Origin of the sequence: Kribbella voronezhensis, assembly GCF_004365175.1 — a bacterium.
Classification (GTDB): Bacteria; Actinomycetota; Actinomycetes; order Propionibacteriales; family Kribbellaceae; genus Kribbella; species Kribbella voronezhensis.
In genome coordinates, this window is the sequence record NZ_SOCE01000001.1 from 794,203 (window position 1) to 807,358 (window position 13,156).

Consider the following 13,156-nt stretch of genomic DNA (forward strand, 5'->3'; position numbering starts at 1 on the left):
ACTCCCCCGTCAGCTCGCCGGAAGGGCGGCCGGAGCCAGCCGGACCGCGTTGAACCCGGCCGGGTTCTTCGTCTCCGCGACGCCCTTGCCCCAGCTCAGCCAGCCGCGCCGGCCGGTTCCGTCGTTCTCGTTGATCACGACGGTCGTCGACAGCAACCGGTCGTCCGGAGCGAACCCGAGTGTGCTCCACGGGAACGCGATCTCGTACGTCGTGCTGTGCGCCGCCTCGTCACGAACCACCTTGGCCTGTACGCCGGGCGGCGCACCGGTCTGGCTCACCGGGGTCCATCGCCAGGTGTCCACGGTGCCGGCATCGGTCAGCGCGACGCCGATCTCCTGGACCTGCGTCGCCTCACCCGGCGCACCCGCGCTCATGCCGAGTTGCAGGCTGTCGCCGGCCCAGATGTTGCCGTTGCGGTTCGGTTGCGCGAACACGTCGTCGGTGACCTTGGCGGACAGGTAGAGGAACTGGTCGTCGTGCGTCAGCCACAGTGATCCGGACAGGTCGTCCGGTCCCGTCCATCCCGTCACTGGCGGAGTACCGGTGCCCTCCAGCGCTGTCGCCGGCTGCGCGGCCACGGCTGGGTCGATGACACCGTCCAGGCTGACCGGATGCCGGTAGGCGACGGTCGGCGCAGCCACCGCAGTGAGCTTGCCTGCCTCCTTGATGTCCGCCGTCCCTGGCCGGCGAACACTCGCGGACCACGTCGACGGCCCGGTCAGGGTCAGCGGTACGTCGGCCTGACCAGTACCGTGTGCCGGGACCGTGGATCCGGCGAGCAGCGTGCCGGACGCAGGGCCCGAGGCCCAGTCGAGTCCCGCGATCGGGATGGGCCGCGACGACGCATTGGTGACCCGGAATCTGAGCAGGTCCTTGCCGCTGCCGTTGAGCACGTGCGAAGCGGTCACCGACAGCGGTGCGGTCGCTGTGCCGGCCGCAGTGATCAGTGCCACCGGTCGACCGTCCATCGTCACCTTGGCGGAGTACGTCCGCGGGCCAGTCGAGTCCTGCGCCGGGTAGCTGACCGCGGCGGTCGCTGTAGCGCCCGAGCCGACCGAGCCAGTTGTCTCGGCGCCGCCGGCACTGACGGTGAATGCGTGCGCGACAGCGTCCGGGTTGGTGAAGGTCAGCGTGCCGGTGGCCGGATCCCCAGCGATCTCGGCAGCGACCGACAAAGCGAAACGACTCGACGGGAGCATCGGTCCTGTAATGGCCCCCCGCAGATAGACAGGGTCCGGTCCGGCCGTCACCCAGACATGCCCGTTGGGATCTGCGGTGAGTGTCGTCTCCACGCCGTACAGGTTGGTCACCTGAACCGTCGAGCCCGCCGGTGCCGTAGCGGCCACGACTCCAGGGGTCGCGGACCAGACGGCGTGGACGCTTTGGCCGCCACCGGCGTTGAAGCTGACGTCGTACCCGGCGCTGCCGAAGCGGGTCTGGCCGATCAGCGGGAGTTCGTCGATCTGCCGCGCCAGGACGGCCGTGGCGACATAGGACGGCTTCGGTACGAGCGCTCCCCGTGGGTCGAGCCGGTTGCGCACCAGGCCGAACCGGTGCTCGACGTTCGCGGGGTCGTTGCCGGAATCCATGAAGTTGTACGAGCTGTAGCGGGCTACGCCGGCGCCGTACGAGAGCAGCTGGCCGCGGACCAGGTCCCGGGCCTGGGCCGGCTCGGAGACCGCGCTCGGGTTGGAACCGGTCGCCCAGCCCTGCTCGGTGATGTAGATCGGCTTGGTCGAGCCGTGCGCCGTCATGATGCTGCGGATCGTGTTGAGGTACGTGACCGACGCCTCCGGGTCGAGCGGCTGCACGTACGGGTGGATGGTCACCGCGTCGACGAAGTCCAGCCCGCCCAGGTCGGCGAACCGGGTGAACCAGCCCTGCCAGTCATTGATGACCGCCAGCGCCGGACCGGTCAGCCTCACGTCTGGATGCTTCGCCCGCACCGCCGCACTGACCGTCTTGAGCAGCGCGACGTAGTTGTCCGGGCTGGCTTTGGCAGCACCGTTCGGGTCGCGCAGGTTCCACTCGTTCCACAACTCGTACGTCGTGTGCTCGGTGCCGAACTCGTCCACAGCGGCGACGGCGTACCGCGCGAAGGCGGCGCGCTGGTCGTCCGTCGCGGGCGCCTCGTCCGGGTAGTACAGCGTGTTGCCGTAGTCGAGGATGTTCAGGAAGTCGACGTGGTTGGCGTCCAGTGCGGCCTTGTAGTCCTTGACCTTCTGCGGGAATTGGATGATGCCCTTCGTCGTCTCCGCCGAGGACCAGAACGCTTCGTCGCGGGCTGTCGAGATCCCACCCGTCGCCATCAGCGGTACCGCCTCGAGCCCGGGGTTGGCGGCGCCGCCGAAGGCCAGCGCTGAAGCGACGCCGATCCGGGTGTCGGTCGAGGTGGAGAAGTCATGCGGGCTGAGGACCGCGAAATCCGTGCCACCGGAGGTGGTCGAGCCGTCGGAGCCGATGGCCGTGAGGTCGGTCTGGTACCAGCCCGGCGTACTGATCGGCAGCGTGAGCCGGCCGTTCAGCGACGCGGCCGGCGCGGAGCCTTCGGCCACCTCGGTGCCAGCGGCGTCGCGAACGGTCCAGCCGACGGTTGCGGCGTCGGTACTGAAGCCGAGCGTCACCGGCTGACCGGCAGTGAAGGTGTTGCCGACGGTCGGCGTGGTGACCGCAAGGGCCGGCGCGATCGTCGTGGCGGCGCGGGCGGGTGACTGGAGTACGGCGGCCAGCAGCAGACCGGCCGTGAGAAGACTGACTGCGCCAGAGCGGCGGCGGGCCATGTGGTGCTCCTCCCAAGAAAGCGAAAGCGGTTTCGCAAGTCACACCTTGATACCGGCTCAAACCGCTGTCAATGGCTCGGGACTGACTACGATGAACAGATGGCCGACCAGCTGATCACCCTGTCCGACGTGGCGAACGCGGCTGGGGTTTCGCTGTCGACGGCCTCCAAAGCTCTCAACGGCACCGACCGGATCTCGGCCGCGACCCGCGAGCACGTGCGCGTCACCGCGGACCGGCTCGGCTTCCGGCACAACGCGCTGGCCCGCTCCTTCGCCCGCGGCCGCAGCCAGACCATCGGCGTCCTCACCCACCGCGCCTCGAACCCGTTCAGCCGGGTCGTGCTGGCCACTGTCGCCGCCGAACTGGGCGCCAAGGAGCAGGCCGTCCTGCTGTACGACGCCCGGATGGACGAGCAGGACATCACCGAGAGCGTCCTGCAGTTGCGCGCCCGCCGGATCGACGGCGTGATCGTGATCGGCACCGGTACGTCCTTCCCGACCCCGTCGCTGACGAACCGGTTCGAGGTCCCGGTGATCAACGCCTTCACCGTCACCGAGGACCCCGGAGACGTCACGATCACCGCGGACGACGTCGCCATCGGCCGACTCGCCGCGACCCACCTGCTGGCCGGCGGCCGCCGCCGGATCGTCCACCTCACCGCCGAGCCGCACGACCTCGCCGCGCAGCGCCGAGCGGAGGGCGCCCGCGAAGTGCTCGCCGCGGCCGGCCTCGACTGGGCGACGCCGGTTCGCTTCGGCCGCTGGCGCGAGGAATGGGGCGAGGAGGCCGCGACCGAGGTGCTCGCCGCGGTGCCCGACGTGGACGCGGTCTTCTGCGGCAGCGATGCGATCGCCCGCGGCGCCGAGCGGGTGATCCGGGCCAGCGGCCGCCGGGTGCCCGACGACGTCGCGCTGATCGGCGTCGACAACTGGGAGCAGCTGATGCACGACCAGCGGGTCCGCCGGCACCTGACCACCATCGACGTCGGGCTCGAGGAGATCGGCCGGCTGGTGGCGGACCGCCTGCTCGAGCCCGACCTCGAGCCGGGCATCCAGTACGCCGTACCTCAACTGGTGATCGCGGACACCGCCTGATCGCCGGTGTGGATCGAGTAGCGCGGCACGAACCCGAGGAGCTGCCGAGCCCGGGAGGTGTCGACCAGCGACCCGCGACCGGCGACCGGACGCCGCAGCGGAACCGTCGGGGCGTACTCGCGGAGCAGTTCGTCCGTCGGGCGGTCGATCAGGATGTCGGCAGCGGCAAGTCCGACCACGTGCGCGCCGGGTGTCTCGCATTCGAGCGCCGCGATGATCGCCCGGACCCCGTCGCGCAGGTCGAGGTAGGCCCAGCCTTCCCGAGCCATCGACGACGGGTCGCGTTCCGCGGTGGCCCGGAACCGCAGCAGGTGCTGCTGCGACTTCACCAGCGGGAAACGCAGGGCGATCACGTCGGTGCCCCAGCGCCGCCAGGCCATCCGGGCCGTCTGCTCGTCCACGTACTTGGACAGCGAGTAGGCATCGGTGATGTCCACCGGCACGTCCTCGTCGAGCGGGTAGTACGCCGGGACCACCGGGTTCACGTTCATCGGTACGCCGAACGCGTTGATGCTGCTCGCGATCACGGCCCGGCCGATCCCGCGCTGGCCGGCCTGGGCCAGCACGTTGAAGGTCGCGGCGACATTGTTCTCGAACACCTCCTCCGGCGTACCGAGGCTCGGATGCGGGATCGCGGCCAGGTGCAGGACGGCATCCACGTCCTCGAGGGCCGCACTGACATCGACGGGTGATCGCGCATCGCCCACCAGCGGACGGTCTGCCGGACTCGCGTGGTCGTACCCCAGCGACAGCCCGGTCACGCCGTACCCGGCGTCGCACAGGCCGGCCACGGCGGCCCGGCCGATCGATCCGTCCGCACCGGTGACCAGGACCCGGGTCACGCCTTGATCCCGCCGGACAGACCGACGCCCCGCAGGAACGCCCGCTGGAAGACGAGGAACAGCGCCACCGGGATCAGCAGGGCCAGGAACAGCCCCGCCAACTGGATGTTGAGCTCCGTCACCTTCGCGATCTTCGGCAAGGCCACCGAGATCGGCTGCAGATCCGGATTCGTCAGCACCAGCAAAGGCCACAGATAGTCCTTCCACGAGGAGATGATGCTGAGCAGCAGAACCACACCGAGGATCGGGCGCGACAGCGGGAGCACCAGTGCGGTGAACACCCGCAGCGAGCCGGCGCCGTCGATCCTGGCCGCTTCGAAGTACTCCCGCGGGATGCTGTCGAAGAAGCGCTTCACGATCAGCACGTTGAACGCGCTGGCGGCCGGAGGCAGCCAGACGGCCCAGAACGTGTTCGTCAGGTTGGTATGGACGACCGGCAGCTTCAGCACGGTCAGATACAGCGGGACGAGCGAAACGATGTGCGGCACGAACAGCGTGACCAGAATCGCCGCGGACAGCACTGAACCCCAACGCGGCCGGAGCACACTCAGTACGTAGCCGGCCGTCGTACAGACGATCAGCGAGCCGAGCGCCGTACCGGCAGCGATGATCGCCGTGTTGCCGAGGTAGTAACCGACGTGACCCTGTTGCCACGCGGTGGCGAGGTTCTGCCACTGCACCTCACCGGACGGGAACACCGCGAGTGGCTTGCGGATGCTGTCCTGGGTCGGCGAGATCGCTGCCTTGAGCAACCAGAGGAACGGGCCGAGGCCGGCGACCAGCAGGCCGGCGAACACCACCACCTGCCCGATGACGAACGGCACCCGGACCCGCCGCCGCAGGCGGTCGGTCTGCGAGAGCAGTCCGCGCTCGGCGCTCATTCGGTACTCCAGCGACGCGTGGCGAGCTGGAAGCCGGCCGAAAGGACGGCGAGCGCCACAGCCAGCAGCACGCTCAACGCGGTGGCCGCGCCGTAGTCACCGTTGACGAAGGCGTAGTTGTAGATGAGCAGCAGGATCGTCAAGGTCGAGTTCTGCGGTCCGCCACCGGTGAACAGCAGTGGCTCGGTGAACAGCTGCATGGTCCCGATCACCTGCAACAGCAGCATCAGCAGCAGTACGCCGCGCAGATGCGGCAACATCACGTGCCAGACGCGTCGCACGATGCCCGCACCGTCGAGCTCGGCCGCCTCGTAGAGATCGGTCCGGACCGAGGTCAGCGCGGCCAGGTAGATGATCACCGCATTGCCGGCGCCGGCCCAGGTTGCCTCGAGCACGATCGACGGCATCGCCGAATGCGGACTGTCCAGCCAGGGAAACGGCCCGAGGCCGAACACGCCGAGGATGCCGTTGAACATCCCGTTCGGCGACGGGTCGTAGAAGAACCGCCACAGCAGGATGGCGACCACCGGCGGAGTGATCACCGGCAGGTAGGCCAGCGTCGTGTAGGCCCATGACCGTCCGCGCAGCTCGGACAGGAACATCGCCAGCAGGACCGGCAGCGGGAACCCGAACAGCAAGGCCAGCAAGGTGAACCACACCGTGTTCACGGTGGCCTGTCCGACCGCGGGATCGGCCAGGACGTACCGGAAGTTCTCCAGCCCCACCCATTTCACCGGATCGACCAGGTTGGTCTGCTGCAGGCTCATCACCAGACCCTTGACGATCGGTCCCCAGGAGAAGAGCAGGAAGACCAGGAGCACCGGCAGGGCGAACACCACTGCCGGTACTCCGTTGCGCAGGCGGCGGAGCAAGTCAGCGCCCGAGCTTGGCGTTCACCGTGGCGGCGGCCTTGGTCAGCAGCGCCGGGATGTCGGCCTTCGCGTTGCCCAGCACGGTCTGCACGACCGGGTCGAGCGCGGCGTACACCTCCTGCGCCTTCACCGGCGGCTCGGGGATGATCTTCTGCTCGGCCGCCACCTTGGTGTAGGGCGCGAAGTTGTCCAGCGGCACGTTCACATACGGCTTGATCCAGGACTGGTACGTCGCGTACTTGTCGGCCGCGATCACCGGCAGACCCGGGACGCCGACCGGCTGCTTCGCGGCCACGCCGTTCTTGGCGCTGGTCACGGCGGCGTCCTGCGTCACGTACTTGTTGAGGTTGGCGAACTTGATCCACTTGATCGCGGCGGCCTTCTCGGCGTCCGTCGTGGTCTTGCTGACGATCTGGACACTGCCACCGGTGAGCGTGCCGTGGTCCCCACCCTGCTGCGGGAGCGGGCCTACCCCGAACGACGCCGGCTTCAGCCCGTTGGTGACGACCACCGAGCGGTACATGTCCGGCGCGCCCATGTACATGCCGATCTTGCCGGCCGCGAACGCCTTCTGGATCCCGTCGTAGTCGTAGAGCACGGCCTGGCCCATCGACTTGTCGACCCACTTCATGTCGTGCAGCGCCTGCAACGCCGCCCGCGACGGCGCGTCGTCGAAGGTCGCCTTGGTGCCCTCGGCGTTCTCGACCGTGCCGCCGAACGCGTAGGTCTGCGTGGTGAACATCCAGCCACCGGTGTTGGTGGTGGTCATCTGCCCGTAGCCGGCCTGACCAGTCTTCGCCGCGATCTGCTTGGCGTCCGCGCGGACCTCGTCCCAGGTCGCCGGCGGCTTGTCCGGATCGAGGCCGGCCTTGGTGAACAGCTCGCGGTTGTAGATCAGCCCGATCGAGTACGCCGCGGTCGGGATCGCGTACACGTTGCCGGCCTGGTCCTGGCCGATCTTCAGCACGTTCGGGTTGAGCTCGGCCAGCAGCCCGTCGTCCTTCAGCGCCTTGGTCAGGTCGGCGACCTGCTTGCGGGCGATCATGCCCTGCGGCTCGGTGAACGGCACGCTCAGTACGTCGGGCAACTGTCCGCCGGCAGCCTGGGCCTGGAACGTGGTGGCGTCCCAGATGGTCTCGACCGGGTTCAGCTTGATGTCGGGGTTGGCCTGCTGGAAGTCGGCCACCTTCTTGTCGAACTGCGCCCGGTTGGTCGGATCGGCGCTGCTGGGTCGGTCACCGACAGTGATCGTCACCTGGCCGCCGGAGCCGGAATCACCGGCCGTGGACGGTGCGCTGGAGCAGGCCACCAGCCCTGCCAGCAGCGTGAGGGAGGCGGAGAGCGCTGCGGTGGAACGGATTGCGGTTGTGGTCATCGGAACTCCTCAGCGGGGATGGCGATCGTCGCACCGATCGTTTCGCAGAGTAGCGCAACCGCTTTCGCAAAAGCTAGGGTTCATTTCCGTGGCGCTGAATCCGGTCCGCCGGCCCGGACCGATCGCCGGCTGGGAAAGGACATCCATGCACGAGCAGGACTGCCCGGTGCTCGTTGTCGGTGGCGGCCTCGGCGGGATCGCCGCGGCCCTGACGGCGGCGCGGCTGGGCCACCGAGTGGTGCTGACCGAGGAGACCGACTGGCTCGGCGGGCAACTCACGGCGCAGGCCGTGCCACCGGACGAGCATCCGTGGATCGACTCGCAGTACGCGTCGCCGAGCTATCGCGACCTGCGCAACCGGATCCGGGACTACTACCGCCGCAACTATCCGCTGCGCCCGGAGCCGGCCAGGAACCCGGTCTTGAATCCCGGCCTCGGCTTCGTCAGCCGGCTCTGCCACGAGCCGCGGGTGGCCGTGGCGGTGATCGACGAACTGCTCGCGCCGTACCGCTCGGCCGGCCTGGTGACGACCCTGCTCCGGCACCGGCCCGTCTCGGCCGCCGCAACCGGCGACCGGGTCGAGGCGGTAACGTTCCGGCGGCTGACCGACGGGCTCGACGTCACTGTCTCGGCCGCCTACGTCATCGATGCCACCGAGCTCGGTGACGTGCTCGAACTGGCCGGGGTCGAGCACATCATCGGGGCCGAAGGCAACGACCAGACCGGTGAGCCACACGCACCCGCGCAGGCGGATCCGCTCGACCAGCAGGCGGTCAGCTGGTGTTTCCCGCTCGAGCACCGCGACGGCGAGGACCACGTCATCGATCGCCCGGCCGGCTACGACCACTGGCGGACCACCGCGGCGCCGTTCTGGCCAGGGCCGCAGTTGTCCTGGGTGGACGTCGACCCCGTCGAGCTGAAGCCCAGGGAGCGCCGGATCTTCGACGGCGATCCGGACGCCGCCTTCGTGCTCGATCATTGGCACTACCGGCGGATCCTGGCCCGGAGTCAGTTCGCGGGAGAGCTCATCCGTTCGGACGTCACCCTCGTCAACTGGCCGCAGATCGACTACTGGGAGCTGCCTCTCCTCGGGGTGGATGCGGCGACGACACAGCGCGCGCTGGCGGGAGCACGCGATCTCTCCCTGTCCTTCCTGTACTGGATGCAGACCGAAGCTCCGCGCCCGGACGGTGGCACCGGCTATCCCGGACTACGCCTGCGACCCGACGTCGTCGACACCGCCGACGGCCTCGCGAAGGCCGTGTACGTCCGGGAATCACGCCGCATCCAGGCCGAGTTCACCGTGCTGGAACAACACGTCGGGGTCGAGGCGCGCGGCCGGGACGCGGGCTCGGAGGTGTTCCCCGACAGCGTCGGCATCGGGTCGTACCGGATCGACCTGCATCCGAGTACCGCCGGCCGGACCTACGTCGACGTCGACAGCTTTCCGTTCCAGATCCCACTGGGCGCCTTGATCCCGGTCCGGGTGGACAACCTGCTGCCCGCGAACAAGAACCTCGGCACCACCCACATCACCAACGGCTGTTACCGGCTGCACCCGGTCGAGTGGAGCATCGGCGAGGCTGCCGGTGCACTGGCCGCTCAGGCGCTGGCCACCAACCGGCCGCCGCGGGACATCCGCAACGATGCGCGCCGGCTGGACGATTTCCGCGCGGTGCTGGCGGGCCCGCTCGGCATTCCGCTGGCCTGGTCCGACGAGATTCGTACCCACCATGCCAACTGGCAGCCGTCCAAGAGCTGACCCGTCAGGAGACGACGTGAACAACCCGGACTCGCCGGCTTTCGGCGTGAACTACGTTCCCCGCGAGCAGTGGTGGAACGCCTGGCTGGACTTCGACGAGGCGTCGATCGCGGACGATCTGGCCGCGATCGCGGCACTCGGCTGCGACCATGTCCGGATCCAGTGCCTGTGGCCGGTCTTCCAGCCCTTTCCGACCTCGGTCTCCGCGACAGCGATGGCTCGCCTGTCCACCGTGCTGGACCGGGCTCACGCCGCCGGACTCGACGTCTGGGTCACCGTGCTGAACGGATTCCTCAGCGGCTGGGTCTTCCGACCCGCCTGGATGCACGACCGCAACGTCTTCACCGACCCGCTGGCGATCTCCGCGGCCACGACGCTGCTCGGCGCCGTCGCCGAGGTCGTCGCCGGACATCCCGCGGGCGCGGGCGTGGACCTCGGGAACGAACCCAACATGCTGGCCGGTTTCGAGCGGGAGCCGGTCACCGGATCAGACCTCGACGCCTGGGCGCGGTCCATGATCGCGGCGGTCCGGTCGGCGGCGCCGGGCCTGCCGGTCGTCCTCGGTGCGGATCACCAACCCTGGATGACCGCGAAGACCGGCTTCGGCCGCCCGCTGCTCGCGAACGAACTCGATGTGACGACCGTCCACGCCTGGCCGTACTTCAGTGGCTTCCTCGGCCGCTTCGGTGAGGACCACGACGTCTCCTGGGCGATCGGCGCGTACCTCGCGCGGATCGCTGCCGCCTATCAGTCGCAGCCACGGCCGATCTGGGTGCAAGAGATCGGCGTCGCCCCTGAATGGGTCGCCAACGTCGCTGTCGAGGATGCGGCCGAGCAGCTGATCCGCGGGGCGCTGTCGGCGCCCGGCGTGGCCGGGTTGTCCTGGTGGGCGTCGCACGACATCCGTCCCGACCACACCGGCTTCAACTCGATCGAGTACGACCTGGGCCTGCTCGACGTCCACAATCGCGTCAAGCCGGTCGGTCAGCGCTTCGCCGAGACGATCGCTGACCTCCGGCGTACCCGGCCGGCTGCACCGGAGGTCACCGAGGTCGTCCTGTCCCGGGACGCCATCGCGGACCTCCACTTCGCCGACCGGTGGGCACGCGGCTGGGTCGCCGGCGCCCCGCCGCGCGTCATTCTGGCAAGCGGGGACTGACGCTCTCCTCGGACTCCCAGGCGATCACTTGGCCGCGTTCGACGATTCGGCTTTGCAGCTTGGTGATGTCGACAGCTTGTACGTCGGTCTGCGCCCGCAGCGCCTGCACAGCGGCGACCGCGGCGGACTCGGCCAGGACACAGAAGACCGGCTCCATCCGGGTGGCGGCATAGCCGATGTGGCTCGCGGACAGGCAGACCGGGACGAGGAGGTTGCCGCAGTCCGCCTGCCGCGGGACGACCGCCCGGTAAGGGACCGGGTACGGCTCCCCCGTTCCCAGGTGCCCGCCGATGAACATGTCGCCCTCGGTGGCCACCCCGAGTTCTCCGGTCGCCGGGTCGCGATACGGGATTCGCCGTACCGGATAGACGTCGACGCCGAACAACGCGAGGCCGATGCCGTCGCCGGGGTCGGTCTGGTTGATCACGTCGGCGTGCGTCACGGTGTACCTCCCCTCGAGCCGGCGGGTCGCCCGCACGTAGAGCTGCGGCGGCCAGCCGTCGGTCTCGGGGAAGACACTCGCATCGAGACCGTAGGCGGCCGTCTCGGCGCGAAACTCCTCCAGTACGGACGGATCGGTCGACAGGAAGTGGTGCAGGCCGCGGAGGTAGTCAAGGTGCCCGCGCCAGATTCTCGACCGGTCGTCCCAGGTGCCGTCCTGGTACTCGCGACTGACTCCCAGTGGAGCGTTCGTGATCAGCGATGAGCGCTGGTAGTTGTACTCGCCGGAGTTGATCCAGCCCGGAAAGATGCCGCGGAGTGCTTCCAGGTCGTTCGAGAGATGCGCGACGTACCGGCGTACCAGTTCGTACTGGTCGGGGGAATAGTCGTCGGGCGGGGTCAGCAGGGCGCGGCGGGCCGGGTCGGTGGTGACGTAGAAGCGATAGTTGTAGGCCTGCGTGTAGCTGTCCCCCGCTCCGACCGGGAGGCCGTGATCGGGGTCGAGCAGCGGGAGCAGACCACTCGTGCTGTCACCCGGTACGACGTACGGGTCGATCGGTGTCCAGTTGGTGACCGGCCGGACGCCGGCGAGCTCTTCGCCGAAGGCGTCCTGCGACTCGCGCCCGATCCGGTAGGGCACGTCAGCCCGTGCCATCAGATCGCCTTCGTACGACGCGTCGATGAAGACGGCTGCCCGGACTTCACCGTCGGGGACGGACTCCGAAGCGGGCAGCGGCACGCCCCACCGGTCGGGCTGCGAGGTCTCCAACCGGATCGACGCGATGCGGTTGCCCTCCCGGGTGACCGAACGAACACGGCGCTCGAAGATCACCTCGATGTCCGTACTCGCGATCCAGCGGTGGAACGCGCGCATCACCTCGTGCGGATGGTCGCCGAAGCCGAACACCACGTCACTGGTCAGCCCGCCGACCGCGGCCGGGATCGGGCAGTCCTGGCGCGGTTTGATGCCCGCACCGAGCATGCCGCCGAGTCGGCTCCCGGGCTCGATGAGGACGACGGACGCGCCCTCCTGATGCGCCGTCATCGCGGCGACGCACCCCGCCGCAGTACCTCCGTAGACACAGACATCAACCGTTGTCGTCATGGCATGTACTGTCGCGTTGCGGTGAAGTGCTTGTACATAGCGATATTGAGCACAGGCATGTACTTTCTTTCCATGCTGACGCTGGACGGCTACCTGCTGGCACGCCGGACGCGGTTCAGCCTCGCCGTCGACAGCTACGACACCTGGTGCCTGCTGCTGCCGCGCACCGGAGCCTTCACCTTCGAGGTGTCGGACGGGAGCTCAGGTGTGGCGAGATTCGGCGACCTCGTAATCTGCCCGCCGGGTGGCACCCTGCGGCGCCGGATGGTGAGACCGACGTCGTTCTTCCACGCGCGCTTTAGCACCGAACTCGAGCCGCCGGCCGGTTGCACCCGGCTCCCCGACCTCGAGCGGCTCCGCGCCGATCTGGCGATGCTCGACACTGCCGAGGGGCACGCCGATGTGGTGGCCGCACACGTCGTCACCGACCTCGTCTTGATGACGCTGCGGGCGCACCGGGACGCTCCCGGCGACGAGCTGGTCCGGCGCGCCACGACGTACCTCCTCGAACACTTCGCCTCGCCGGATCTCTCCCTCGCCGACCTGGCCGCGGCCCTCGGCATCAGTCCCGGGCAGCTGTCCCGGCGCTTCAAGGCCGTGCAAGGAATCACCCCGGTCGCCTACCTGCGAAGCCTCCGCCTCCAGAAGGCCCGCGAACTCCTGACCGAGACCGACGCGACCCTTCAGACCATCGCCGAACGCTGCGGCTACCGAAGCGCCTTCTACCTCAGTCGCGTCTTCACCCGCCACACCGGCCACCCGCCGTCCCACCACCGCAACGCCAACCGGGTCTGATCCCGGTCCTGGACACCCGAGGATCCCGGCTGAGGCGGCGGCTACACT

At 68.9% G+C, this 13,156-nt stretch carries 10 protein-coding genes; 4 read left to right on the plus strand and 6 right to left on the minus strand.

Annotated features, from left to right (window positions below):
• Positions 1-9: 9 nt before the first annotated feature.
• Positions 10-2,781, minus strand: a complete 2,772-nt coding sequence (locus EV138_RS03475; protein ID WP_133976994.1) for a sugar-binding protein — start codon at positions 2,779-2,781, stop codon at positions 10-12.
• A gap of 99 nt (positions 2,782-2,880) precedes the next feature.
• On the opposite strand from EV138_RS03475, the gene EV138_RS03480 reads away from it, so the two are divergent.
• Positions 2,881-3,876 (plus strand): LacI family DNA-binding transcriptional regulator, encoded by a 996-nt coding sequence (locus tag EV138_RS03480; protein ID WP_202866606.1) that lies wholly within the window; start codon positions 2,881-2,883, stop codon positions 3,874-3,876.
• Here EV138_RS03480 and EV138_RS03485 read toward each other — a convergent pair.
• Genes EV138_RS03485 through EV138_RS03500 form a run of 4 tightly spaced genes read right to left on the minus strand, consistent with a single transcriptional unit; the run spans position 3,849 to position 7,846 of the window.
• Positions 3,849-4,718 carry an NAD-dependent epimerase/dehydratase family protein gene (locus tag EV138_RS03485; protein ID WP_133976995.1) on the minus strand — a complete coding sequence of 290 codons (870 nt, stop codon included), beginning with the start codon at positions 4,716-4,718 and terminating at the stop codon, positions 3,849-3,851. The genes EV138_RS03480 and EV138_RS03485 overlap by 28 nt on opposite strands.
• Positions 4,715-5,599, minus strand: a complete 885-nt coding sequence (locus EV138_RS03490) for a carbohydrate ABC transporter permease (protein ID WP_133976996.1) — start codon at positions 5,597-5,599, stop codon at positions 4,715-4,717. Before EV138_RS03490 ends, EV138_RS03485 begins: the two co-directional genes overlap by 4 nt.
• Positions 5,596-6,438 (minus strand): carbohydrate ABC transporter permease, encoded by an 843-nt coding sequence (locus EV138_RS03495; protein ID WP_232828689.1) that lies wholly within the window; start codon positions 6,436-6,438, stop codon positions 5,596-5,598. The genes EV138_RS03490 and EV138_RS03495 overlap by 4 nt, the downstream gene beginning before the upstream one ends.
• A gap of 34 nt (positions 6,439-6,472) precedes the next feature.
• Positions 6,473-7,846, minus strand: coding sequence for an extracellular solute-binding protein (locus EV138_RS03500; protein WP_133976997.1), 1,374 nt, complete (start codon positions 7,844-7,846; stop codon positions 6,473-6,475).
• 145 nt (positions 7,847-7,991) lie between these two features.
• Here EV138_RS03500 and EV138_RS03505 point away from each other — a divergent pair, with 145 nt between their 5' ends.
• Together EV138_RS03505 and EV138_RS03510 are read left to right on the plus strand one after the other, a co-directional pair.
• Positions 7,992-9,608 carry an FAD-dependent oxidoreductase gene (locus EV138_RS03505; protein WP_133976998.1) on the plus strand — a complete coding sequence of 539 codons (1,617 nt, stop codon included), beginning with the start codon at positions 7,992-7,994 and terminating at the stop codon, positions 9,606-9,608.
• Between the two features lie 16 nt (positions 9,609-9,624).
• A complete protein-coding gene (locus EV138_RS03510; protein WP_166678478.1) occupies positions 9,625-10,767 on the plus strand; it encodes a glycoside hydrolase 5 family protein in 1,143 nt (380 codons plus the stop codon).
• Here EV138_RS03510 and EV138_RS03515 read toward each other — a convergent pair.
• Positions 10,745-12,313 (minus strand): FAD-dependent oxidoreductase, encoded by a 1,569-nt coding sequence (locus EV138_RS03515; protein ID WP_133977000.1) that lies wholly within the window; start codon positions 12,311-12,313, stop codon positions 10,745-10,747. The two genes, EV138_RS03510 and EV138_RS03515, sit on opposite strands and share 23 nt — an antisense overlap.
• Positions 12,314-12,385: 72 nt before the next feature.
• Between EV138_RS03515 and EV138_RS03520 the strand changes: the two genes are divergently transcribed.
• Positions 12,386-13,108 carry a helix-turn-helix domain-containing protein gene (locus tag EV138_RS03520; RefSeq protein WP_166678479.1) on the plus strand — a complete coding sequence of 241 codons (723 nt, stop codon included), beginning with the start codon at positions 12,386-12,388 and terminating at the stop codon, positions 13,106-13,108.
• The last annotated feature ends 48 nt before the right edge of the window (positions 13,109-13,156 follow it).

Bases quoted from the DNA above. Each gene is read 5' to 3' on its own strand.
- EV138_RS03475 (WP_133976994.1), bottom strand. From the start codon at position 2,781: ATGGCCCGCCGCCGCTCTGGCGCAGTCAGTCTTCTCACGGCCGGTCTG.
- EV138_RS03480 (WP_202866606.1), top strand. From the start codon at position 2,881: ATGGCCGACCAGCTGATCACCCTGTCCGACGTGGCGAACGCGGCTGGG.
- EV138_RS03490 (WP_133976996.1), bottom strand. From the start codon at position 5,599: ATGAGCGCCGAGCGCGGACTGCTCTCGCAGACCGACCGCCTGCGGCGG.
- EV138_RS03500 (WP_133976997.1), bottom strand. From the start codon at position 7,846: ATGACCACAACCGCAATCCGTTCCACCGCAGCGCTCTCCGCCTCCCTC.
- EV138_RS03505 (WP_133976998.1), top strand. From the start codon at position 7,992: ATGCACGAGCAGGACTGCCCGGTGCTCGTTGTCGGTGGCGGCCTCGGC.
- EV138_RS03515 (WP_133977000.1), bottom strand. From the start codon at position 12,313: ATGACGACAACGGTTGATGTCTGTGTCTACGGAGGTACTGCGGCGGGG.
- EV138_RS03520 (WP_166678479.1), top strand. From the start codon at position 12,386: ATGCTGACGCTGGACGGCTACCTGCTGGCACGCCGGACGCGGTTCAGC.